The organism is uncultured Polaribacter sp. (assembly GCF_947503855.1).
In the GTDB taxonomy this organism is placed as follows: Bacteria; Bacteroidota; Bacteroidia; order Flavobacteriales; family Flavobacteriaceae; genus Polaribacter.
Genome location: NZ_CANNFF010000001.1, coordinates 313,862 through 337,828, shown reverse-complemented (window position 1 = coordinate 337,828; position 23,967 = coordinate 313,862). Strand labels below are relative to the sequence as shown.

Sequence of the window (23,967 nt, the reverse complement as noted above, 5' to 3'; positions counted from 1 at the left end):
TTTCAATTGTTAAAAAAAATAACCCACATTTTATTATTATCCATCTTTTTTTACGCTTGTAAAAACGAAGATAAAAAGGCAATAGAAACCGTAAAACCCAAACCTGTATATAAATTCGGCTATAAATTAGATGATTATAAAGTAACTTTAGATACTATTAAAAGCGGCGAAAGTTTTGGCGAAATTATGGATAGACACCATGTAGATTACCCAAAAATATACCAAATTGCAGGAAACATAAAAGAGGTTTTTGATGTTAGAAGAGTAAGAGCAGGAAAACCCTACATGATTTTATCTAGTAAAGATTCTTTAGAAAAAGCCAAGGTTTTTATTTATAAAAACAATAAAATAAAAGCCACAGTAGTAGATTTTAAAGACTCTATAATACAAGCTTACACATACTTACAACCTATAAAAACCAAAGAAAGAATTGTAGAGGGTAACATAAATACAAACCTCTCTAACACAATGGATAGTTTGCATTTATCACCAAATCTCACTTGGGCAGTGGCAGATATTTATGCCTGGACTTTAGATTTTTACAAACTTCAAAAAGGAGATTCTTTTAAATTGGTGTTTGAAGAAAAATTTATAAACGATTCTTTATTTGCTGGCTATGGTAATATAAAATCTGCTGTTTTTAATCATAAAGGAGAAGATTTATATGCGTTTCGTTTTGTAGCAGATTCCACAAAAGGCATACCAGAATATTATGACCAAAAAGGAAATATGCTACGAAGTCAGTTTTTAAAAGCGCCAATAAAATTTCAATATAGAATCTCTTCTAGATACAACTTAAGAAGAAAAATTGCCTATTATGGCAATCGTGTAAAACCTCATAGAGGCACAGATTTTGCTGCAAATATAGGAACACCAATTATTGCAACCGCAAGTGGTACTGTCATAGAATCTGCAAGAAGAGGTGGTAATGGTAATTATGTAAAAATTAAACATAATGGTACTTATACTACCCAATATTTACATATGAAAAGAAGAAAAGTAAAAAGAGGAGACTATGTAAAACAAGGGCAGGTTATTGGTACAGTTGGTATGACAGGAAATACTGGTGGGCCACATGTGTGTTATCGTTTCTGGAAAAACGGCAGACAAGTAGATCCTTTAAGCCCTAAAACCAAATTACCAGAAGCAGAACCCTTAAAGAAAAGTTTACTACCAGAATTTTTAAATTTTATTGCTCCTTTAAAATATCAATTAGATAATAATCAGTTACAAATAGAAGAACCTCCTGTAATTACAGAAGAAATTGCACAAAATTAAAACAATGGCATTACAAAATATCAATCCTACCAAAACAAAAGCTTGGAAAAAATTAACAAATCATTTTAATGAAAACAAAAATATTTCTATAAAAGATTTGTACAAAAACTCTAATAGACAAACAGATTTTTCTATACAGTTTAATGATTTATTAGTAGATTTTTCTAAAAATAAAATTACGCAAGAAACCATAGATTTATTGGTAGAATTGGCAAATGAAGTAGATCTAAAAGATGCTATAAAAAAGCAATTTACCGGAGAAATAATTAATGTTACAGAAGGTAGAGAAGTATTGCATACAGCACTGAGAAGCACTTCTGAAGAACCAATTTTAGTTAATGGAAAAAATATAAAGCCACAAATACAAACTACCTTAAGAAAAATAAGAAGTTTTAGTAATAAAGTTATTTCTGGTAAATGGAAAGGCTACACAGGTAAATCTATTACAGATGTTGTAAATATTGGTATTGGTGGTTCAGATTTGGGGCCAGATATGGTAGTAGAATCTTTACAATACTACAAAAATCAATTAAACACACATTTTGTTTCTAATATTGATGGAGACCATGTTTCTGAAATTATTAAAAACTTAAATCCAGAAACAACACTTTTTGTAATTGTATCAAAAACATTTACAACACAAGAAACCATTACCAATGCAGAAACCATAAAAAATTGGTTTTTAAAATCGGCAACTATTTTTGATATTCCAAAACACTTTGTAGCAGTATCTACAAATTTAGAAGCAGTAGATAGCTTTGGTATAGACAAAGCAAATGTATTTCCTATGTGGAACTGGGTTGGAGGTCGTTTTTCACTTTGGTCTGCAGTAGGTTTATCGATCTCTTTATCAGTTGGTTTTGATAATTATAAAGCGCTTTTAGAGGGAGCAGAAGAAATGGATAACCACTTTAGAAATACAGATTTTAATCAAAATATACCCGTAATTTTAGCACTTTTAAGTATTTGGTATAACAATTTTTACGGTGCAGAAACCGAAGCAGTTTTACCCTACTCACAATATTTAAAAAAGCTACCAGATTATTTACAACAAGCCATTATGGAAAGCAATGGTAAAGGAGTAGATAGAAATGGAGACAAAATAGACTATCAAACAGGAACCATTGTTTGGGGTAGTACAGGTACTAACATGCAACATGCTTTTATGCAATTGGTGCATCAAGGTACGAAGTTAATTCCTGCAGATTTTATTGGATACAAAGAATCTTTATATGGGTTAACAGATCATCATAAAAAATTAATGGCAAATTATTATGCACAAATGGATGCTTTGGCATTTGGTAAAACCAAAGAAGAAGTTCATTTAGAGTTAAAATTTTCTGGAGATGAAGCTAAAATAAATCAATTACTTCCATTTAAAGTTTTTGAAGGTAATAGACCAAGCAATGCCATTCTTTTTGACAAACTAACGCCAAAATCTTTGGGGAAGTTAATCGCTCTATATGAACATAAAATTTATACGCAAGGAATTTTATGGAATATCTATAGTTATGATCAATTTGGTGTAGAATTAGGAAAAGAATTAGCTAAGAAATTATTAAATAAACAATAAGCCTAAATTTATACCTTAAATACATCATTTTTTTAACACTTTATTGACTTCTTATTAATAAGCATTTTGATGCATAATAGTTTTATTTTCAGTAGCTAGTATGTATTTTATTGTCTAATTTTTTTGTTAAAACTTAACATTAAATTAACATTACAGTCCCTCAAAAAAAGGAATTTTGTAAGACAATTCAAATCATAAATTAAAACAATGAAAAATTTTAAAAATTTGTTAATTGTAGCCCTGTTTTTTGTAACAGCTACAGTTTTAGGACAAACTAAAATTACAGGTAAAGTGGTAGATCAATCTAACCAACCTTTACCAGGTGCAAGTGTTGTAGTAAAAGGAACAACCAATGGTACTTCAACTGATTTTGACGGGAAATTTTCGTTAAATTCAAAAACAAATTCAGGAACTATTGTAGTTTCTTTTATTGGGTACAAGACAAAAGTTGTTACATTTTCTTCATCAATTGCTAACTTAGGGAATATTCAACTAAAAGTTGATGAAAACTCTTTAGATGAGATAGTAGTTGTTGGGAAAGGTGTAATTGATTTAGCTGGGGGTAGAAAAACTCCAATTGCAGTTTCTACTGTCAAAGCAGCAGAAATACAAAAGAAAATTGGTACGCAAGATGTTACAATGACATTAGTAAACACTCCATCTATTTATGTTTCTGGGCAAGCAGGTGGTTTTGGAGATTCAAGAATCTCTGTACGTGGATTTGATCAAACTAATACAGCTTTCTTATTAAATGGACAGCCAATTAATGGTATGGAAGATGGTAAAATGTACTGGTCTAACTGGTCTGGTGTTAATGATATAGCATCTGCTGTTCAAATTCAAAGAGGACTAGGTGCATCTAAATTAGCTATTTCTTCTGTAGGGGGGTCAATGAACTTCGTAACTAAAACTACAAACAAAAAACAAGGTGGTTCCTTTTATGCAGGTACAGCAAACGATGGTTACCTTAAAAGTACTATTATGTATAATACTGGAATGAATGATTCAGGTTGGGGAACAAGTATTATGTTATCTCATTGGCAAGGTGATGGTTACAATAATGGAACAAGAGCTCAAGGACAAACATACTTTATTTCATTTGGCTATAAGCCAAATGATAATCATAACTTTAATTTTTTAATAACAGGGGCACCACAATGGCATGACCAAAACTTTACTAAAAGTATTTCTACATATCTAGATAAGGGGTTAAAATATAATGATAATTTTGGTTTTTATAATGGTCAATATTTAACTGAAAGAAGAAATTTTTACCATAAACCAGTATTAAACTTAAACTGGGATTATACAATTTCTGATAACTCATCTTTATCCACAGTATTATACGCTTCTTTTGGTAGAGGTGGTGGAACTGGAAATAGAGGAAACAGAGTAAGAACTGCAGATGGTTTAATAGATTATGATGCAATATATGCAAACAATGCTGCTACTGGTGGTGATGGTAACTTTGATAATGATGCATATATTACTAGAGCATCAATGAACTTACATAGTTGGTACGGTGTAGTATCTAATTTTGAGCAAAAAATTAATGACAATTTAACTTTTAATGTTGGAGCGGATTTGAGAACTTATTATGGTACACACTTTAGACAAGTTGAGAATTTTCATGGTTTAACTTCTTGGACAGAAGATAGAACCTTAAAAGACGATAATGACAATAAAACTGGACCATCCGTAAGTGTTACTGCAACAGAAAGTGGTAAAGCAAATCCATGGGCAGCCACTTTTAATATGATGGCAGAAAACCAAAGAATTGATTATGATAATAGTGAGAGAATTTCTTACGCAGGTTTATTTACACAATTAGAATATTCAACTGATGTGATGTCTGCATTTTTCCAGGGAGCTGTTTCTAATCAATCTCACCAAAGATTTGATAGATATGATTATCTACCTGAGTTCGAAGATTCAGAGAAATTAAATAATATAGGCTATAATTTAAAAATTGGTGCTGGTTTTAACTTGACAGAAAGCAGTTCTGTATATATGAATACTGGTTACTACTCACGTCAACCATATCACGATAATATTTTTAACAATTATGATAATTCAATAAATCCATTTTCTCAAAATGAAAAAATATTTGGTTTAGAATTTGGATATAACTATAAATCAGAATTTTTAAGTGGTAGTGTAAACTTGTATAGTACAAGTTGGAGAGATAAAGTAGATGGTTTTACTGACGTAACAAATGCAGGTGTTGTAACTAACACACAAACACTTGGTCAACATCAATACCATAAAGGTATAGAGTTTGACTTTATTGCTCAATTAGCATATAATTTTAAACTTAAAGGATTTGCTTCTTTTGGAGATTGGAAATATTTAGGTGAATTAACAACACAAACACTTGACGAAGATAGAAATCTAATTAGTCAATCTGTAGAGAGTGTAGATGGAATTAATGTGGGTGATGCTGCACAAACTTCTTACGGTTTAGGTATCGATTATACAATTTTTAATGGTTTTAGTGTAGATTCAGATTTTAGATATTATGATCGTTTATATGCAAATGTTAGCCCAACAAGAGGTGAGTTAAAATTACCTTCTTACGGATTATTAGATTTTGGAGCATCTTACAGATTAGATCTTGGTACAGATAAAACAAAATGGTTAGATTTTAGAGTAAATGTTAACAACGTTTTGGATAGAGAATACATCTCAGAGTTAACATCTGCAAATCAAACAACTGTTGGGTCTGATACATATAGAGGTATTGATACTTCAAACAGAGGATATTTCGGTTGGGGTAGAACTTGGAATGCAAGCGTTAGATATAACTTCTAATATCAAGCTCAATAAATATTTTAAAAAACCACCTTGCAAAAGGTGGTTTTTTTATGACTAAAATTTAGTAACTTTACCCGACTTAAAATAAACTATATATTATGAAAGAAGTACACTCTTATTGGGCATATTTAGTGTTAATCATTTTAATATTTGCAGTAATTAATGCCATAATTGGCCTTACTCAAAAAAAACAATTTACAGATAAAGATTTAAGAATCGGTTTGTTTACCCTAATTGTATCTCATATTCAATTATTAATAGGTTTGGCTTGGTACTTTATATCTCCTTGGTTTGATTTATTAACCTCAGATGCTGGTGCAGTAATGAAAGATAAAGCTGTAAGATTGTTAGCTGTAGAACATCCAATAACTATGATTTTGGCCATAGTATTTATCACAATAGGATGGTCTAAACACAAGAAAAAAACAGAAGATGCTGCAAAGTTTAAAAGTTTTGTAATATTTTACGGAATAGGTTTGGTTTTAATACTATCTAGAATTCCTTGGAACAATTGGTTGTAAATTAAAAAAATGAAAATTCTAAGTTACATATTATCACCAATCTTTGTATTGGTGTTTTTTTTATTGCTACTTATATTTCATCCATTGCAATGGGTGAGTTTAAAATTATTTGGGCATAATGCACACGCAAAAGTAGTAGCTGCTTTAAACTTTTTCTTAGTAAAATCTATGTTAATCATAGGGGTACCGGTTCGTTTAAAAAACAAGTTTAAAATTCCAGAAAATACCACAGTTATATTTGTGTCCAATCATCAATCTACTTTTGATATTCCACCAATAGGATGGTTTTTTAGAAAACAACATCCAAAATTTGTCGCTAAAATAGAGCTCGGTAAAGGCATACCAAGTGTATCCTACAATTTAAGAAATGGAGGTGCAGCACTCATTAATAGAAAAGACCCAAAACAAGCCATATCAGCATTAGCAAACTTTTCTAAAAGAATAAAAGAAAATAATTGGGGCGCAATTATTTTTCCAGAAGGCACAAGAAGTAGAAATGGCCAGCCAAAAAAATTTGCTACAAATGGCTTAAAAGTCATTACAAAATATAATAAAGATGGTTATGTTGTACCTTTAACTATAAACAATTCTTGGAAAGTGTTTAAATATGGTAAATTTCCATTAGGTATTGGCAATCCAATAACCATAACAACACATAAGCCTATACCAATTAACTCATTACCTTTTGATGAGTTATTAGAAAAAACAGAAAACGTAATTAAAGAATATATAAAATAAATTTATGTCTATAAAAAATGTACGAATCGAAGTGATGCTAAATCTTGAGAAAAAGATGCAGACTTTCGTTGATAAATATTTAATAACACCAGAAAAAGTTTGGCAACCAACAGACTTTTTACCAAACTCCCAAAAAGATTCTTTTATCACAGAAGTAGAGGAAATTAGAGAACTATCTAAAGAATTACACGACGATTTTTGGGTAGTTTTAGTAGGAGATACCATTACAGAAGAGGCATTACCAACCTACGAATCTTGGTTGTTAGATCTTGATGGAGTTTCTCAAGACCCAGACAATTCTTGGGCAAAATGGGTAAGAACTTGGACAGCAGAAGAAAACAGACATGGAGATGTTTTAAATAAATATTTGTATTTATCTGGCAGAGTAAACATGCGCGAAGTAGAAATATCTACCCAACATTTAATTGCAGATGGTTTTGATATTGGTACCTCAACAGACCCCTATAAAAACTTTGTATACACTACGTTTCAAGAATTAGCAACCTATATATCTCATAACAACGTAGCAAAAATTGCACGAAAAAAAGGACATAAAGCCTTAGCAAAAATGTCTAAAATTATTGCTGGTGATGAGATGCGACACCACCAAGCATACGCACATTTTGTAAAAGAAATTTTTAAAATAGACCCAAGTGAAATGATGTTGGCTTTCCAACACATGATGAAACACAAAATAGTAATGCCTGCAATGCACCTTAGAGAATCTTTTGGCGCAAAGGGCAGTTTGTTTGATGATTTTTCTACAATAGCACAAAGAGTAGGTGTTTACACAGGTTTTGATTATGTAGATATTTTAAAGAAATTAAACACCATGTGGGAAATCGATAAAATTACCAATTTAACTCCAGAGGCAGAAAAAGCCAGAGATTATTTAATGAAACTTCCAGATAGAATGTACAGAATTACAGAACGTATTTCTGTGCCAGATACAAAGTTTCAATTCAAATGGATGTTACCAGCGTAATTTTATTTGAAGCTATTTCCAGCTTTTCGCACTCGCTTTTTTTGTCGAAAAAGAAAAAAAAGAGCTCAAACAAATGCTTCAATCTGGGCTAGTCTTGTTTGCTAGCTAATAGAAGAAAAAAAATACAGACCTTTCAGTTTTTTAAAACCTGAAGGGTCTTTTTTATTCTATTTTAATATAAATGCTTTGTTGTCTATATTTCTTTAAAAAAAATTATTAGTATAACCCTAAACAATTAAACAATTAAACAATTACACGATTACACAATTTTAAAAAAATCTCTATCATTTAAAAAACCTAGTTTTTGTCTAATTTCATCTTGTTTATCTTTATAAAAACGAGCGCTAATAATTCCAACTTTATTTTTAGCTAGCCCCGATAATTCTTCACCTAAATAATCGATGGCTATAGAGTTACCAGAATATATAGAATCATTGGCATCTTTTCCTATTCTGTTTACACCAATTGTGTAACACATATTTTCTATAGCACGTGCTTTTAAGAGGGTTTTCCACGCTTTTATTCTTCCAACAGGCCAATTTGCCATATAAATTAAAATATCGTAATTGTCTATATTTCTAGCCCAAACAGGAAAACGCAAATCGTAACAAATTAATGGGCAAATTTTCCATCCCTTATAATTTATTATTACTTTTTTTGTGCCAGCTGTGTATTTTTTATCCTCTCCAGCCAAAGTAAAAGTATGTCTTTTATCATACGTTTCAAGTTTTCCAGAAGGATGCACAAAAACAAATCGATTGTAAAAATTATTATCTTCAGATATTACCAAACTACCACAAAGGGCAAGCTGTTTTTCTTTTGCAACTTTTTGCATCCAAGAAATAGAAAAACCATCCATTTTTTCTGCAATTGTTGAAGGCTCCATTGTAAAACCGGTAGCAAACATTTCTGGCAAAACAACAAGATCAACCTTACTTTTTAAATTGTTTAGGGTATCATTAAAAAAAGTAATATTTTTTGCTGGGTTTTCCCAAACCAAATCTGCCTGAATGCCTACAATATTTAATTCGTTTTTCATTAAAATTTATTTTAAAGATGTAACTAGTATAAAAGTTAGTTTTTGTAATTTAGAAAATCCAATTCAATATAAAAAATTCTATGCAAACCTTTATTTCAGAAACTTTAGATGCTATTTTAAAAGAGACCAAGTCTTTTGATAATGTGGTTTTTATTTTACCATCTCAAAGAGCAAAGGTTTTTTTAAAACAAACTTTAAAAGATAAAATTTCGGTTGGGTTTTTACCAGAAACCTTAAATATAGAACAGTTTATTCAACAAGTTTCTGGTATAAAAAAAGCAGATAGCATTCAATTATTATTTCACTTTTATACCATTTATAAAAGTTTAGAAAAAGCACCAGATACTTTTGATACGTTTGCATCTTGGGCGTTTACTGTACTGCAAGATTTTAATGAAATAGACCAACATTTGGTAGATACAAAAGAAATATTTGTTTATTTAAGAGACATACAAAGATTAAAAAAATGGTCTGTAACAGGTACTTTTAAAGAAACAGAGTTCATGAAAGATCATTACTCTTTTTTAGAAAAGTTACATAATTTTTACGCACCTCTTTATCAGTTTTTACTCGAAAATAAGATTGGTTATCAAGGTTTAATGTATAGAGAAGCTTGCAATAATATAGACCAATTTCTTGAGGGAAACACCCATAAAAAGTATATTTTTATAGGTTTTAATGCTTTAAATAAAGCAGAAGAATTTTTGTTTCAAAAAGTGTTATCAACTGGAAATTCTGATATTTATTGGGATTTAGATGAAACGTTTTACAAAAGCAATCATCAAGCAGGTACTTTTATTAGAAAGTATAAAAAAGAGTGGAAGTTTTATGAGAAAAACAGTTTAAAAAATCTGAGTAATCATTTTTCTTCAGATAAAAATATTCAAGTAATTGGCGCTTCTAAAAACACCACGCAAATAAAATATGCTGGCGAAATTTTAGAAACATTTTCAGATTTTAAAAATACAGCACTTATTTTATCCGACGAAACGTTGCTGCCAATTACCTTAAATTCTTTACCTAAAAACATCAATGCAATAAACATAACCATGGGATACCCTTTAAAAGATATCCCAACAACCAATTTGTTGTTTTCTATTTTTCAGCTGTTTATTTCACAAGAAAAGTTACAAAAAACAGCAGATAATCAGTTTTATTACAAAGATGTAATTCGCTTTTTAAAACAGCAATCTATCCACAAACTGTTGTCTACAACTAACACTAATTTGGTTGATGATTTTACGGAAGAAATTGGTAAAGAAAACTATATTTTTATCACCAAAAATCAGCTTACAACTTTATTAGAATCTACAGACGCATCCGTTAAAAATGTACTATTAAGCCTGTTTAAAAAGTATACAACTATTCATGATTTTTTAGATAGAATTTTAAGTGTAATAGCACTTTTAAAAGAAGAAACTACAGACTTAGAAAAAGAATATTTATTCCGTTTTTATACAGCTTTTACGCAATTAAAAACACTGCAAACTGAGTTTAATTATTTTACAGATTTAAAAACATTGGCATTATTTTTTAAACAGTTAATTGCTTCAGAAACCCTTTCTTTTCAAGGTGAACCCCTAAAAGGGTTGCAATTAATGGGGATGTTAGAAACCCGTGTTTTAGATTTCGAAAACATTATTTTAACCTCTACAAACGAAGGAATTTTACCAGCAAGTTCTCAGCAAAATTCTTTTATTCCCTTTGATGTTAAATTAGAATTTGGTTTACCAACTTACAGAGAAAAAGACGCTATTTTTTCTTATCACTTTTTTAGGTTATTACAAAGAGCAAAAAATGTTTTTATACTCTATAACACAGAACATGATGTTTTTGGAAGTGGAGAAAAAAGCCGATTTGTAACCCAATTAGAAATGTTAAGGCCAGACATTGTGCATAAAACAATTGCACCCAAAGTAATAACCAATAAAACCGAATTAAAACAAATTGGTAAAACAGAAACTACTTTACAAAGATTAAAAGAATTGGCAGCAAAAGGAATATCACCATCTGCTTTAACCAATTATTTGCACAATCCTGTAAGTTTTTACAAGCAAAAAATTTTAAAAATAAAAGAGTTTAATGATGTAGAAGAAACAGTTGCTTTTAATACCTTAGGTACTGTTGTACATGAAACTTTAGACGAATTATATACACCTTTTGTTGGTAAATTTTTGACGGTAGAAGCTATTTTAGCAATGCAAGAACAGGCAAAAGATTTAGTGGCAAAACACTTTAAAATACATTTTAAAAATGGAAATTTAACCACAGGCAAAAACCGTTTAATTTTTGAAGTCGCAAACCGATTTGTAACCAACTTTTTAAAGAAAGAAAAGGCCTTGTTGCAGCATAAAAATAATCAACTTAAAATTATTGCTACAGAAGAAAACTTATCTACAGAAATTAAAATTAATGGTTTAGAATACCCCGTAAAATTGCATGGACAAGTAGATAGAGTAGATGAGTTGAATGGTGTTTTAAGAATTATAGATTATAAAACAGGTCTGGTTACTAGCAGTAATTTGCGTGTTCCAGAATTTGAGAATTTAAGAGACGAAAAACACCTAAAAGCTATACAAGTTTTGTTGTATGCTTATTTATATACACAAAGTAAAAACTATAATTTTAACCAACCTTTAGAAGCAGGAATTTACTCTTTTAAAAACTTAAACAGTGGTTTTTTATCGGTAGATTTTGCATTGCCAAGAAGAAAAGCAGAAACCAATATTACATCAGAAAAATTAGAAGATTTTATAACTGAAATTAAAAGCTATATCTCAGAAATTTACAATTTAGAAATAGATTTTATTGAACCTGCTGATTTGAGGTATTAATTTACTTTTATTTAATCTTACTATCTTTATATTATGAAAGAAACTTAGGACCAAATTAATATTCAGTTTTCAAAGACTGATAAACAAACACCTTCAGTAAGAATAGTTTCTATTTTTCTTGTATTAGTTTTCGCTTTTATTCCTTTGGCAGAAATAGTAACAGGTTTTAAATATAATCAATCAAGTTATCAGTCAACAATTAAATTTTGTGCTTTTGATTATCCTTTTGAGCCTTTATCTTTTAAAGAAATAAAATAAAATAAAATCTACTTCCCTTTTAAAACCAACAAAGGAACCTTAGAGTTAAACTCCTCTTTTAAAATTGTATTTTTTTCCCAAAGCTTCTTAAAGAACCCTCTATTACGCCTAAACACACACAACATATCTGGATTATGTGTTTTAATATGTTCTAAAACCCCTTGAAAAGTAGTAGCATTTTCTGTAACTGTAAGTGTTGTTTTCAATGCTTCAATATCTTTGTGTAATACTAAATCTTCTTCAGTATATTCTGGAGTTTTTACGAGTAGTAAATTTATATTGGCTTTAAATTTATCAATTATAAATTGTAAAGGATTTAAAACAGTTTTACTTTTAATAATACCAGATTTAAAAGCCATTAATACACTTGTAACTGGACGATAAACATAGTTTTCTGGCACAGCTAAAACTGGCAAATTACTTTTTTTAACCAAACTACCAGCAGTATTTCCTAAAAATAAACCTTCTTTAATTGAGTTACTTTTAGCACCAACAATAATTAAATCAATGCCCAATTCATTATCAATACTATCTACACTATCTAAAACACTTCCTTTTGCAGAAATTAGTTTTATCTCTACATCTTTTTGATGACAAGAACTTACCATTGTTCTTAAGTATAAATTGGTTTCGCGCTCAATAATGGTATCAATATTTATAATTGTACCTGCTTTAGATTGTGCACTATAAGCCCTAAACACAAAAATCTTAGCTTTAATTTCACTTGCAAAATCAATGGCATATTGCAAGGTTTTTTGTGCGCTTTCTGTAGATCCAATAGGTACTAAAATATGTTTCATAATCGTTTATTTTTAGGTGCAAAGTTACTATTTTTTTAAATGAATAAAATTTTTTCTGTTTTTTGATGTGTACCTTTGTAAAAAAATAAAATTTGACAACAGAAATTAGCCTAAAGCACATCAATAAATTGGCAATACCGGCTTTAATTGCAGGTATAGCAGAACCTATTTTATCTATTACAGATACTGCAATTATTGGTAATATTGATGAAAATGCAACCGAAAGTATAGCGGCTGTTGGTATTGTTGGCGCATTTATATCTATGTTGGTTTGGGTGTTTGGACAAATTAGAAGTGCCATTTCTTCAATTGTATCTCAATATGTTGGGGCAAATAAATTAAACGAAGTAAAAAGCCTACCTGCACAAGCTATTGCTATAGTTGTTTTGGGTAGTGTATTGGTTTTACTAATTTCTTATCCTTTTTCTAAGCAGATTTTTCAATTTTATAATGCATCTGGTGTTATCTTAAACTATTGCATAGATTACTTTAACATAAGAATTTTCGGGTTTCCTTTTGCGCTTTTTGTGTTTGCCATTTTTGGTACGTTTAGAGGTTTGCAAAACACTTTTTATCCTATGATAATAGCTATAGTAGGAGCAAGTGTAAACATCGTTTTAGATATTATTTTGGTGTATGGTATAGAAGGTTTTATACCAGCAATGAATATAAAAGGAGCCGCCTATGCCAGTGTAATTGCACAAATTACAATGGCCATTATTTCTTTGGTTTTATTGATAAAAAAAACATCTATTTCTTTAAAATTGTCTTTTGATATTCATCCAGAAATACCAAGATTGTTAGGCATGATTGGTAATCTTTTTATAAGAACTATAGCCTTAAATGTGGCGCTTTATTTTGCCACTTCTTACGCAACAGGTTATGGTGCCGCCTATATTGCCGCCTATACTATTAGCTTAAATATATGGCTATTAGCTGCTTTTATGATAGATGGTTATGCTAGCGCAGGCAATATTTTATCTGGTAAATTATTAGGGGCAAATAATTACAAAGCACTTATTAGTTTAAGTAATAAACTATTTAAATATGGTATAGTAACTGGTACAATTATGGCAGCAATAGGTTTTTTATTTTACAATTCAATAGGAAAAATATTTACCCAAGAACCAGCTGTTTTAGAGCAATTTTATACCATTTTTTGGATTGTTTTAATAACCCAACCTATAAATTCTATTACATTTATTTTTGATGGAATGTTTAAAGGAATGGGCGAAATGAAATATTTAAGAAACTTACTAATTTTAGCAACTGGCTTGGTTTTTTTACCAACTTTATTAATTTTTGATTATTTAGATTACAAACTAATTGCCATTTGGATTGCTTTTACATTTTGGATTTTAGCAAGAGGATTGCCATTAGTTTTTAAATTTAGAAGCAAGTTTTTGCCATTAATAAATCATGATTAATGTTCCGATCAGTTCGAGTACTTTTCTGAGGTATGAAGAAAAATGTATCAAGAACTATTAAGAATTAAATCATATTTTTACAAAAAGATACGTTTATGACCACCACAAGACAAAACGGAAGTTTATACACCAACATTCAAACTAATATTGCAACTATAGAGTTTGGGCATCCAGCTAGTAATTCTTTTCCAAGTGAACTGTTAGAAAGACTCACCCAAGAGTTATTTACTGTTGGTAATAATGATGATGTTGCTGTAATTGTTTTAAAATCGGAAGGCGAAAGAGCTTTTTGTGCTGGTGCTTCTTTTGATGAATTGGTAGCCATTTCTAATTTAGAAGAAGGCAAACAATTTTTTGCAGGTTTTGCAAACGTAATAAATGCCATAAGAACTTGTGGTAAATTGGTAATAGCAAGAATTCAAGGTAAAACAGTTGGTGGTGGAGTTGGGTTAGCAGCAGCTTGCGATTATGTTTTAGCAACAGAACATGCTGCTATAAAATTATCAGAATTTACCATTGGTATTGGTCCTTTTGTTATAGAACCTGCGGTTTCTAGAAAAATAGGTGTTGCTGGTACAGCAGAACTTACGTTAGATGCCACCAGTTGGAAAAATGCTTATTGGGCTAAAGAAAAAGGCCTGTACGCCAAAGTTTTTGAAAATGTAAAAGAATTAGATGAAGAAGTAGATTTACTTGCACAAAATTTAGCTTCTTACAATCCTGATGCTTTATCAGAAATGAAAAAAGCTTTGTGGAAAGGAACCGAAAATTGGAATACTTTATTAGTAGAAAGAGCCGCAATTTCTGGTGAGTTAGTATTGTCTGATTTTACAAAAAAAGCATTGACAAAATTTAAAAAATAGATTTTTGAAAATAATTTCAACAAATATTGGAGAACCCAAAGAAGTAAATTGGAAAGGCAAAAAAGTAACTACAGGTATTTTTAAATTTCCAGTAAACAAACCTATTTTTTTAGATATAGAAGAAGTAATGGGTGATGAAATTTCTGATAGAAAACATCATGGAGGCATATTACAAGCCATTTATGGTTATTCTTTAAAACACTACAGCTTTTTTAAACCAAATTATCCAGATTTAGATTGGCAAAATGGTATGTTTGGAGAAAATTTAACTATTGATGATTTAGACGAAACCAAAATTCATCAAGGAGATACTTTTAAAGTGGGTACTGCTATTTTAGAAGCTACAGTGCAAAGAAATCCCTGTTATAAATTAGGCATCCGTTTTAACGATATGAAAATTGTAAAACAATTTTGGAATACCACTTTTTGTGGTGTGTATTTTAAAGTCTTACAAACAGGATTTGTAAAAGCTGGTGATGTTTTTGAACCAATAAAATCTTGCCCAGAAAACCCTACCATTGCAGATTTGTATGTTGCCAAACGTGTTGAGAAAAAGATATGATTTATGAGTTTGTCAGTTCGAGTAATTTTTGATGAAGTGAAAACGAAATCAAAAATTGTATCGAGAACTTTTTTAATCTAAACCTGCTCTTCTTTTTGATGTAAAAAACGCGTTAATTTCATAGAAAGATCTAATAAAATAATTTTTGCGTTTCCATTTCTTTCTATATGATACATAGCATCATTTAACTCCTTCTCGATATTTAAAATATTCCCAGCATGCACAAAAGGTGCAAATTTAGACAAATCGAAACCCGTTTTTGTTTCCATAAAGACCAACTTCTCAGATTTGTAATTTAACAACAATGCTTGTCTAAAAAACTGCAAACAATATTCTAAAAAACGTTTTTGAGTTTCACGTCCTGTTTTTGCAATGGTTTCCGACCAAGAAACTAGTTGCTGCACAACAGCAGCATTTCCTTTGGCCCTAAAAGCGGTTCTAATCCAAGCTATAAACCATTCTTCAAAAATCAAATCAGAAGAATCGTTGCGCATTAAATGAAGGGCTTTGTTATAATTACCCTCTGCTTGATGTGCAATTTTTGCAGCCTCATTTTCAGCACAATTTTCTCTTTCCGTTAATGCTTTTGCAATATCTTGTTCTGCCAAAACAGGAAAATGTAATGCCTGACAACGCGACTTTATGGTGTTGATGATTTGCTCTTCATTTTCTGTAACTAAAATAAAAACTGTTTTATTTGGTGGCTCTTCAATTAGCTTTAAAAGTTTATTGGCAGCAGCAATATTCATTTTTTCTGCCATCCAAATAATCATCACTTTAAACCCACCTTCGTAAGACTTTAATTGTAGTTTTTTTACAATATCTTCTGCTTCATCTACACCAATATTACCTTGCTTATTTTCTACGCCAATATATTGTAGCCAATTAAACAAACTAGCATAAGGTTGTTCTGCAATAAAGTTACGCCAATCTTCTAAAAACAAATTACTTACAGGATGTTTTTTTAGGTTGTCATTTGTTGTAACTGGAAAAGAAAAATGCAAATCTGGATGCTGTAATTTTTCGCATTTTAAGTTACAAACCTCTGTATTTTCAGAAAAGCTACACAACAAAAATTGTGCATAAGCAATTGCCATTGGTAAAGTACCACTACCTTCTTTACCTACAAACAATTGTGCGTGTGGTATTCTGCCATTTTCGGCAGAAACTTTTAGATGGTTTTTTATATGTTCTTGACCTATAATTTGGTTGAAAAGCATGCACAAATATAAGTTTTTCCTAAACGTATTTCGAATTTTGTACTTTTAAATACTAATTTAACCATATGAAAAAAGTATATCAAATTGGAAATAGCATAGCATTTACAGCTACAGTTTTTGTAAATTACTTATCAAACACAGGCGCATTAAACCATACAACTATTGGTAAAATATCTAGAAATTTAAATTCTCTTTTTACACCAGCAGGTTACGCTTTTTCTATTTGGGGATTCATTTATTTATCTCTTTTAGGTTTTATAATGTATCAAGGTAGAAGTTTATTTGTCAAAGTTAAAAATGATGATTTTATATTAAAAATAGGCCCTTGGTTTATTGTTTCTTGTGTTGTAAATAGTGCTTGGGTTTTTGCTTGGATTTATGAATATACAGGGCTTTCTTGTGTTTTTATTTTCATGTTACTTTTTTCATTATTAAAAATTGTACTGGCAAATCAAATGCAATTAACAAAAGTTTCAAAAACGACATTATTATTTTTAGTGCTTCCTTTTATAATATATAGTGGTTGGGTAGCTGTAGCAAGTATCGCCAATGTTTCTTCTTATTTAGTAAAAATAAATTGGAATGGTTTCGGTATACAACCTCAATTATGGACCATTATTATGATACTAATTGCAACCTGGCTAAATCTAAAAATGGTAAAAAACAGAAACCTTTTTGGGTTTGCATTGATAGGGGCTTGGGCACTAATTGCAATAGCAGTTGCCAACCAGTCAAAACCCTATTTGATAGATAAATTTGCTTATATGGGTGGAGCAATTTTAATTATTTATACAGTTTTCAGATACTTAAAAAATAGAAAATTAAAGAATGATTAATACTATCAGCATTTAAAATTACGCAAACGTTATCTTAACTTTTAAGCATTGGGTTTTCTAAAACCTAAAGAAATCGGTATTTTTGTTAAAAATAGAAGAACCAAAAAATGAAAATACTAAAAGATTTTAATTTCGAAAATAAAAAAGCAATTATTCGTGTAGATTTTAATGTGCCTTTAAATGATAAATTTGAAGTAACAGATACTACGAGAATACAAGCTGCAAAATCTACAATAATTGATATTTTAGAACAAGGTGGAAGCTGTGTTTTAATGTCCCATTTAGGCCGTCCAAAAGGCTTTGAAGAAGCATTTTCTTTAAAACACATTGTTAAATCTGTTGTAAACATTATTGGTTGCAATGTAAAATTTGTAGAAGATTGTATAGGTAGTAAAGTGGAAGAAGCCGTTGCTAGTTTAGAACCTGGTGAAATTTTATTATTAGAAAATCTTCGTTTTTATGAAGAAGAAAAAAAGGGTGACGTTGGGTTTGCAGAAAAATTATCTAAATTAGGAGACATTTATGTAAACGATGCTTTTGGTACAGCTCACAGAGCACATGCATCAACCACAATTATTGCACAATTTTTTCAAGAAAATAAGTGTTTTGGTAACCTATTAGCAAGAGAAATAGAAAGTATAGATAAGGTATTAAACAATTCAGAAAAACCCGTATTGGCCATTTTAGGAGGTGCAAAAGTATCATCTAAAATTACAGTTATCGAAAATATTTTAGACAAAGTAGACCATTTAATTATTGGTGGTGGTATGAGTTTTACTTTTATAAAAGCACAAGGTGGTAAAATTGGTAATTCTATTTGCGAAGACGATAAACAAGAATTAGCGTTAGATATTTTAAAGCAGGCAAAAGCAAAAGGAGTTCAAGTTCATATTCCTGTAGATGTAGTTGCTGCTGATGATTTTTCTAACGATGCAAATACGCAAGTTTGCGATATAAATGCAATACCTGATGGATGGGAAGGTGTAGATGCTGGACCAAAATCAAGAGAAATTTTTGATGGAATTGTAAACAAATCTAAAACCATTTTATGGAATGGTCCTTTAGGTGTTTTTGAAATGGAATCTTTTGCTGCAGGTACAATTGCTTTAGGTCATTCTATAGACAATGCAACTAAAAATGGGGCTTTTTCATTAGTAGGTGGTGGCGATTCTGTGGCGGCCGTTAAACAATTTGGTTTTGCAGACAAAGTAAGCTATGTTTCTACAGGCGGTGGTGCTATGTTAGAAATGTTAGAAGGTAAAACTTTACCTGGTATAGAAGCGATTCAGAAATAATTATAATAGTTGATTTTGCTTAGTTTTTAAACCTAAATTGAAAACAAAACAATTTTAACATTAAAGTGAGCTTTTAAAAGTTCAATTATAACATATTCCTATAAGCGTATAATTTTTATAATTATGCGCTTATTGTTTTTAAGAGCTATAAGTTATAGTTTTGTTTTTAAGTTTTGAACATTTATACAAATAAACACTTACACGTTTACAAATTAAAATATGAAATACACATACTTACCAAATACCAATATAAAAGTTAGTAAGATCTGTTTAGGAACTATGACTTGGGGAAACCAAAACACACAAGAAGAAGCTTTTGAACAAATGGATTATGCCTTAGAACAAGGTGTAAACTTTTTTGATGTAGCAGAATTATATCCTGTTCCAGCAACTCCAGAAACCTACGCAGATACAGAACGTATTATTGGTAATTGGTTTGCAAAAACAGGCAACAGAGAAAAAGTAGTTTTAGCAACTAAAATTGCTGGTGGAGGAGACTACACAGCACACATAAGAAAAGGAGGAATTACAAAAGAAAACATTTTAGAAGCCATTGAAGGCAGTTTAAAACGCTTACAAACAGATTATATAGATGTATACCAACTGCATTGGCCAAATAGAGGTGTAAACGTTTTTGGAACCAGAGACTTTATTACAGATAATGCCAAAAATAAGGCAGAAGATTTTGCTGGAATTATAGAAACTTTAAACGATTTAATAAAACAAGGAAAAATTAAAAGTTATGGTTTGTCTAACGAGACACCTTGGGGAATGATGAAATACATGGAAACTGCTAGAAACTTAAATTTAGCACAACCGGTAACTATCCAAAATGCCTATTCTTTAATTTTAAGAAAGTTTGAAACAGGTTCTTCTGAAGTTTGTTTAAGAGAAAATATTGGTTTGTTAGCTTATTCTCCATTAGCTCAAGGTGTTTTAACAGGTAAGTATTTAGACGGTGGCAGTCCAGAAGGTTCTAGAGGTAATCTTTTTCCAAGATTTATTGCACGTTATATGGGTGCAAATCCAGAAAATGCAGTAAAACAGTATAACGAAATTGCTAAGAAAAACGGACTAACATTAACAGAATTGTCGTTGGCATTTATCAATCAATTACCATTTGTAACAAGTAATATTATTGGCGCTACAAAAATGAGTCAATTAAAAGAAAACATCAACTCTATAGATATTGACTTATCTGATGAAATAATTAAAGAAATAAACGCAGTTCATAACACAAACCCTAATCCTGCGCCGTAATTAACTAGATTGATTTTCTACCCTGAATTTATAGCATAAAAAATCCGAAGTCAACAAACTTCGGATTTTTTTGTCATTCCTGCGAAGGCAGGAATCTATAATATACTATTTTTACTCTTTTTCAGAATCTATCAACTTAATAGAACTCGAAACAAACCTTCCACCTATAACTTTACCAGAGATTTCTCTATTCTAAAAAAATTATTTTCCTCCCCAAGAATCTCGCAATCCAACCGTTTTGTTGAATACTAAATTCTCACTTGTTGAGTCATCATCTACATTAAAATACCCTAAACGTTGAAATTGAAAACGCTCTCCAACCTTTGCAGATTGTAAACTTGGTTCTACAAAAGCATTGATAATTTCTAAAGAATTCGGATTTAAAAACTCCATAAAATCTTTGTCTTTATGGGCATCTGGTGCTTCATCTAAAAACAATCTATCATAAGCTCTTACTGTTGCTTTTACAGCGTGTTTTACAGAAACCCAATGCAAAGTACCTTTTACTTTTCGTTTACTTTCTTTTGTGCCACTGCCAGATTTTGTTAAAGGATCATACGTACATTGTATTTCTGTAATATTTCCATCAGCATCTTTAGTACAGCTATTGGCAGTAATAAAATACGCGTTTTTTAAACGCACTTCTTTCCCTAATTTTAAACGGAAAAACTTCTTATTTGCTTGCTCTCTAAAATCTTCTCTTTCTATATAAATTTCTCTAGAAAAAGGCACTTCTCTGCTGCCAAAGCCTTCTTCATAATCGTTATAACTAGCATCTAAAAGCTCTGTTTTATCTTCTGGATAATTGGTAATTACCACCTTTACAGGGTCTAAAACAGCCATTACTCTTGGTGCATTTTTGTTTAAATCTTCACGAATTTTAAATTCTAAAAGAGCCACATCAATAACATTTTCACGCTTAGAAACTCCAACAGTTTCTATAAAACTTCTAATAGATGCAGGTGTGTAACCACGTCTACGTAAACCAGAAATAGTAGGCATTCTTGGGTCATCCCAACCAGAAACAATATTTTTTTCAACCAAAGTTAGCAACTTACGTTTACTCATTATGGTATAACTCAAATTCAAACGAGAAAACTCGCGTTGTTTTGGTGGTAAAGGAAAATTAGATGAACTGTATTCGTATATATGATCTCTAAACCAATTATACAATTCTCTATGAGGTTTAAACTCTAAAGAACACAAAGAATGCGATATTTGCTCAATATAATCACTCTCACCATGTGTCCAATCGTACATTGGGTAAATACACCAATCATCACCAGTTCTATGATGCTTTTTGTACATAATTCTGTACATCAAAGGATCACGCATTAACATATTTGGCGAACTCATATCAATCTTTGCACGCAATGTATGCTCACCTTCATTAAACTTACCATCTTTCATTTCTTGAAATAACTCCAAGTTTTCTGCTACAGATCTATCTCTAAAAGGGCTGTTAGTTCCAGCCTCAGTAGGGGTTCCTTTTTGCACACGCATCTCTTCAGACGTTTGGCTATCTACATACGCCTTTCCATCTTTAATCAATAAAATTGCCCAATCATACAATTGCTGAAAATAGTCGGAAGAATAACACTCTTGTGCCCAATTGTAACCCAACCAAGCAATATCATTCATAATTGCATCTACATATTCTTGCTCCTCTTTTGCAGGGTTTGTATCATCGAAACGTAAATTTACAGGCGCATTATATTTTTGTCCTAAACCAAAACTAATGCCAATTGCTTTGGTGTGCCCAATGTGCAAATATCCATTTGGTTCTGGTGGAAAACGAAAACGTAAGTTTTCTTTTGGCATTCCATTTGCCAAATCTTCCTCTATAATATGCTCTATAAAATTGAGCGACTTTTTATCTTCAGACATATTGTAAATAAATTGAAATGCAAAATTACATAATAATAATTGTTTTTTGGGCGTTTAAACGGGCTTTCCATTATATCTTTTTATGCAGAATTTATTTTATCAGTTTGCTTTTTAAATACTTATTTTTTGCTATTTAATAGCTGCTGAATTAAGTTTAGCATAAAAAGGATGCCATTGCAATCCCTAACGCAGCTAGTCTATAAAAGTTAGTTTTTCTTCTTAAATTGTAACAAAATCAAAAAATAATTACTAATTAGTGAAACAAACAAAAGTATGAGCAATCAAATTAGAAACTACACCTGCCCAAAATGCCAGTCAAAACACTATAAATTAGGTCAAATGCGTGCAACAGGTGGTACATTATCAAAAATTTTCGATATCCAAAACCAAAAATTTACAAGCGTAACTTGTGAGCGCTGTACATATACCGAGTTTTACAAAACCAAAACAAGTGCAATAAGCAACGTGTTCGACTTTTTTACGAATTAATTCCTATTTTCATTTATTATTAATAGTTTTTCTTTTCATTCGTTTATAAACTCTACTTTGTGAAGAGCTTTTAAATATTACCCGTTAAAATTTTAACAAAATAATAATCCTAACTATTTAATATCGTATTTTTGAAACAATGAAAAAAGACGATGCAAAAAAACCAGATTTGGTTGTTTTTAACGAAGAAACAAAGCAGTATGACGCTGCTTTAAAACCTTATGGTACTTCTGCAAGTTCGCCAGTAATTAAACCGTTAAATACAGCAAGTTGGAAAAACGATGGTATACAACGTGTAAACAAACAACTAAAATCTAAATTTGACGAGGTTAAAAAAGAATACGAAGCTTTAATGCAAAAGTTTGAGTATAATGATTTAATTTACAATGCAAAATTTAGTTTCGAGCCAGTTTTTGGTGAAAACTATCATTTATACCATAACAAAAACAAAGAACCTTTTTTATCTATTATTGCACCAGAACAATGTAATTTTGAGTATTTAGGCACATTCAGACTAAATACAGACAAAATGTGGGAAAAAGTAGATAAATAATTACAAGATTTCACAGGTTTAAGAACTAAAATTAATACAGGACAAGTACCAGTGGTCTAAAAATATCAAAATGGGAACTATACAAGTAAATAACATTAAACTCTATGCATACCATGGTTGTTTAGATGAAGAAGCCAAAATAGGATCAGAATACAGAGTAGATGTTACAGTAAAAGCAGACTTAAAAAAATCTGCTAAAACAGATAATTTAGCAGACACAGTAGATTATGTTCATTTAAATCATATTGTAAAAGAAGAAATGGCCATTCGTTCTAAGTTATTAGAAGAAGTTGCACAACGTATTTTAAATCGTTTTTTTAAAGAAATTAAAATGCTTAGAAAAGCAACGGTTTCAGTAGCAAAAATAAATCCGCCAATAGGTGGTAATGTAGAAGAAGTTGCTGTAATTCTTACAAAAAAGAGATAAGCAAAATAAAATCTTGTAAAATTTATAAATTTACGTAAATTTGCAATCCTAAATTAAGATTCTTGTTTTTACAAGAATGACTGTTTTAGGAATCGAAGTAAAATCTTCGAGCAATTTTAAGGTGTCTTGGCCGAGTGGCTAGGCAATGGTTTGCAAAACCATGTACAGCGGTTCGAATCCGCTAGACACCTCAATTATTTTTTACAAATCCTTAACTTTGAATTGGTTAAGGGTTTTTTGTTTTATTTTTTACCCACGATTTTACCCACATTAATAAAAGATCTTATTTTTCTTTTAAAGAATTTTAG

The 23,967-nt window shown here is 30.5% G+C and carries 20 protein-coding genes and 1 tRNA gene; 17 read left to right on the top strand and 4 right to left on the bottom strand.

All coding sequences use genetic code 11. The annotated features are described in order from the left end of the window. Positions 1 to 6 precede the first annotated feature (6 nt). From Q0662_RS01275 to Q0662_RS01250, 6 genes are all read left to right on the top strand, one after another. The gene (locus Q0662_RS01275) at positions 7 to 1,278 is read left to right on the top strand and encodes a peptidoglycan DD-metalloendopeptidase family protein (RefSeq protein WP_298946284.1); all 1,272 of its coding nucleotides are present in this window, start codon (positions 7 to 9) and stop codon (positions 1,276 to 1,278) included. Positions 1,279 to 1,282: 4 nt separating this feature from the next. Then, positions 1,283 to 2,851 (top strand): glucose-6-phosphate isomerase, encoded by a 1,569-nt coding sequence (gene pgi / locus Q0662_RS01270; RefSeq protein WP_298946282.1) that lies wholly within the window; start codon positions 1,283 to 1,285, stop codon positions 2,849 to 2,851. A 207-nt stretch (positions 2,852 to 3,058) separates the two neighbouring features. Beyond that, positions 3,059 to 5,662 carry a TonB-dependent receptor gene (locus tag Q0662_RS01265; protein ID WP_298946280.1) on the top strand — a complete coding sequence of 868 codons (2,604 nt, stop codon included), beginning with the start codon at positions 3,059 to 3,061 and terminating at the stop codon, positions 5,660 to 5,662. A gap of 101 nt (positions 5,663 to 5,763) precedes the next feature. Beyond that, positions 5,764 to 6,186: a hypothetical protein gene (locus Q0662_RS01260; protein WP_298946279.1), complete on the top strand. Its 423-nt coding sequence runs from the start codon at positions 5,764 to 5,766 to the stop codon at positions 6,184 to 6,186. Positions 6,187 to 6,195: 9 nt separating this feature from the next. Next, the gene (locus tag Q0662_RS01255) at positions 6,196 to 6,924 is read left to right on the top strand and encodes a 1-acyl-sn-glycerol-3-phosphate acyltransferase (RefSeq protein WP_298946276.1); all 729 of its coding nucleotides are present in this window, start codon (positions 6,196 to 6,198) and stop codon (positions 6,922 to 6,924) included. A gap of 4 nt (positions 6,925 to 6,928) precedes the next feature. Next, positions 6,929 to 7,909 (top strand): acyl-ACP desaturase, encoded by a 981-nt coding sequence (locus Q0662_RS01250; RefSeq protein ID WP_298946274.1) that lies wholly within the window; start codon positions 6,929 to 6,931, stop codon positions 7,907 to 7,909. A 259-nt stretch (positions 7,910 to 8,168) separates the two neighbouring features. On the opposite strand, the gene Q0662_RS01245 is transcribed toward Q0662_RS01250, so the two are convergent. Next, on the bottom strand, positions 8,169 to 8,948 hold the full coding sequence (locus Q0662_RS01245) for an amidohydrolase (protein ID WP_298946272.1): 780 nt from the start codon (positions 8,946 to 8,948) through the stop codon (positions 8,169 to 8,171). Positions 8,949 to 9,028: 80 nt separating this feature from the next. Between Q0662_RS01245 and Q0662_RS01240 the strand changes: the two genes are divergently transcribed. Then, positions 9,029 to 11,782 carry a PD-(D/E)XK nuclease family protein gene (locus Q0662_RS01240; RefSeq protein ID WP_298946270.1) on the top strand — a complete coding sequence of 918 codons (2,754 nt, stop codon included), beginning with the start codon at positions 9,029 to 9,031 and terminating at the stop codon, positions 11,780 to 11,782. Between the two features lie 266 nt (positions 11,783 to 12,048). Here Q0662_RS01240 and Q0662_RS01235 read toward each other — a convergent pair whose 3' ends face one another. Then, entirely contained in the window at positions 12,049 to 12,840 is a 792-nt protein-coding gene (locus Q0662_RS01235; protein WP_298946268.1) for a universal stress protein, read from the bottom strand. A gap of 92 nt (positions 12,841 to 12,932) precedes the next feature. Between Q0662_RS01235 and Q0662_RS01230 the strand changes: the two genes are divergently transcribed. The 3 genes from Q0662_RS01230 (at position 12,933) to Q0662_RS01220 (ending at position 15,692) form a co-directional block, all read left to right on the top strand. Then, on the top strand, positions 12,933 to 14,267 hold the full coding sequence (locus Q0662_RS01230; RefSeq protein ID WP_298946266.1) for an MATE family efflux transporter: 1,335 nt from the start codon (positions 12,933 to 12,935) through the stop codon (positions 14,265 to 14,267). A 95-nt stretch (positions 14,268 to 14,362) separates the two neighbouring features. Then, on the top strand, positions 14,363 to 15,130 hold the full coding sequence (locus tag Q0662_RS01225) for an enoyl-CoA hydratase/isomerase family protein (RefSeq protein WP_298946264.1): 768 nt from the start codon (positions 14,363 to 14,365) through the stop codon (positions 15,128 to 15,130). A gap of 4 nt (positions 15,131 to 15,134) precedes the next feature. After that, positions 15,135 to 15,692 carry an MOSC domain-containing protein gene (locus Q0662_RS01220; RefSeq protein WP_298946262.1) on the top strand — a complete coding sequence of 186 codons (558 nt, stop codon included), beginning with the start codon at positions 15,135 to 15,137 and terminating at the stop codon, positions 15,690 to 15,692. Between the two features lie 77 nt (positions 15,693 to 15,769). Here the strand turns inward: Q0662_RS01220 and Q0662_RS01215 are convergent, their stop codons facing one another. After that, positions 15,770 to 16,912, bottom strand: coding sequence for a DNA polymerase III subunit delta' (locus Q0662_RS01215; RefSeq protein ID WP_298946260.1), 1,143 nt, complete (start codon positions 16,910 to 16,912; stop codon positions 15,770 to 15,772). Positions 16,913 to 16,977: 65 nt separating this feature from the next. Here Q0662_RS01215 and Q0662_RS01210 point away from each other — a divergent pair, with 65 nt between their 5' ends. The 3 genes from Q0662_RS01210 to Q0662_RS01200 all read left to right on the top strand — a co-directional run bounded on the left by Q0662_RS01210 (position 16,978) and on the right by Q0662_RS01200 (position 20,303). Beyond that, positions 16,978 to 17,748 (top strand): tryptophan-rich sensory protein, encoded by a 771-nt coding sequence (locus tag Q0662_RS01210; RefSeq protein ID WP_298946258.1) that lies wholly within the window; start codon positions 16,978 to 16,980, stop codon positions 17,746 to 17,748. A 107-nt stretch (positions 17,749 to 17,855) separates the two neighbouring features. Beyond that, positions 17,856 to 19,043 (top strand): phosphoglycerate kinase, encoded by a 1,188-nt coding sequence (gene pgk / locus Q0662_RS01205; RefSeq protein WP_298946255.1) that lies wholly within the window; start codon positions 17,856 to 17,858, stop codon positions 19,041 to 19,043. 219 nt (positions 19,044 to 19,262) lie between these two features. Then, positions 19,263 to 20,303, top strand: a complete 1,041-nt coding sequence (locus Q0662_RS01200) for an aldo/keto reductase (RefSeq protein WP_298946253.1) — start codon at positions 19,263 to 19,265, stop codon at positions 20,301 to 20,303. 201 nt (positions 20,304 to 20,504) lie between these two features. Here the strand turns inward: Q0662_RS01200 and Q0662_RS01195 are convergent, their stop codons facing one another. Then, positions 20,505 to 22,190, bottom strand: coding sequence for a glutamine--tRNA ligase/YqeY domain fusion protein (locus tag Q0662_RS01195; RefSeq protein ID WP_298946247.1), 1,686 nt, complete (start codon positions 22,188 to 22,190; stop codon positions 20,505 to 20,507). 273 nt (positions 22,191 to 22,463) lie between these two features. On the opposite strand from Q0662_RS01195, the gene Q0662_RS01190 reads away from it, so the two are divergent. From Q0662_RS01190 to Q0662_RS01175, 4 genes are all read left to right on the top strand, one after another. After that, positions 22,464 to 22,679 (top strand): zinc ribbon domain-containing protein, encoded by a 216-nt coding sequence (locus tag Q0662_RS01190; RefSeq protein WP_298946244.1) that lies wholly within the window; start codon positions 22,464 to 22,466, stop codon positions 22,677 to 22,679. A 139-nt stretch (positions 22,680 to 22,818) separates the two neighbouring features. Next, the gene (locus Q0662_RS01185) at positions 22,819 to 23,232 is read left to right on the top strand and encodes a DUF2452 domain-containing protein (RefSeq protein ID WP_298946242.1); all 414 of its coding nucleotides are present in this window, start codon (positions 22,819 to 22,821) and stop codon (positions 23,230 to 23,232) included. Positions 23,233 to 23,302: 70 nt separating this feature from the next. Beyond that, entirely contained in the window at positions 23,303 to 23,659 is a 357-nt protein-coding gene (gene folB, locus Q0662_RS01180) for a dihydroneopterin aldolase (RefSeq protein WP_298946239.1), read from the top strand. A gap of 120 nt (positions 23,660 to 23,779) precedes the next feature. Continuing rightward, positions 23,780 to 23,850, top strand: a tRNA-Cys gene (locus Q0662_RS01175). The last annotated feature ends 117 nt before the right edge of the window (positions 23,851 to 23,967 follow it).

Bases quoted from the DNA above. Each gene is read 5' to 3' on its own strand.
- pgi (WP_298946282.1), top strand. From the start codon at position 1,283: ATGGCATTACAAAATATCAATCCTACCAAAACAAAAGCTTGGAAAAAA.
- Q0662_RS01265 (WP_298946280.1), top strand. From the start codon at position 3,059: ATGAAAAATTTTAAAAATTTGTTAATTGTAGCCCTGTTTTTTGTAACA.
- Q0662_RS01260 (WP_298946279.1), top strand. From the start codon at position 5,764: ATGAAAGAAGTACACTCTTATTGGGCATATTTAGTGTTAATCATTTTA.
- Q0662_RS01255 (WP_298946276.1), top strand. From the start codon at position 6,196: ATGAAAATTCTAAGTTACATATTATCACCAATCTTTGTATTGGTGTTT.
- Q0662_RS01250 (WP_298946274.1), top strand. From the start codon at position 6,929: ATGTCTATAAAAAATGTACGAATCGAAGTGATGCTAAATCTTGAGAAA.
- Q0662_RS01245 (WP_298946272.1), bottom strand. From the start codon at position 8,948: ATGAAAAACGAATTAAATATTGTAGGCATTCAGGCAGATTTGGTTTGG.
- Q0662_RS01240 (WP_298946270.1), top strand. From the start codon at position 9,029: ATGCAAACCTTTATTTCAGAAACTTTAGATGCTATTTTAAAAGAGACC.
- Q0662_RS01235 (WP_298946268.1), bottom strand. From the start codon at position 12,840: ATGAAACATATTTTAGTACCTATTGGATCTACAGAAAGCGCACAAAAA.
- Q0662_RS01225 (WP_298946264.1), top strand. From the start codon at position 14,363: ATGACCACCACAAGACAAAACGGAAGTTTATACACCAACATTCAAACT.
- Q0662_RS01215 (WP_298946260.1), bottom strand. From the start codon at position 16,912: ATGCTTTTCAACCAAATTATAGGTCAAGAACATATAAAAAACCATCTA.
- Q0662_RS01210 (WP_298946258.1), top strand. From the start codon at position 16,978: ATGAAAAAAGTATATCAAATTGGAAATAGCATAGCATTTACAGCTACA.
- pgk (WP_298946255.1), top strand. From the start codon at position 17,856: ATGAAAATACTAAAAGATTTTAATTTCGAAAATAAAAAAGCAATTATT.
- Q0662_RS01200 (WP_298946253.1), top strand. From the start codon at position 19,263: ATGAAATACACATACTTACCAAATACCAATATAAAAGTTAGTAAGATC.
- Q0662_RS01195 (WP_298946247.1), bottom strand. From the start codon at position 22,190: ATGTCTGAAGATAAAAAGTCGCTCAATTTTATAGAGCATATTATAGAG.
- Q0662_RS01190 (WP_298946244.1), top strand. From the start codon at position 22,464: ATGAGCAATCAAATTAGAAACTACACCTGCCCAAAATGCCAGTCAAAA.
- Q0662_RS01185 (WP_298946242.1), top strand. From the start codon at position 22,819: ATGAAAAAAGACGATGCAAAAAAACCAGATTTGGTTGTTTTTAACGAA.
- folB (WP_298946239.1), top strand. From the start codon at position 23,303: ATGGGAACTATACAAGTAAATAACATTAAACTCTATGCATACCATGGT.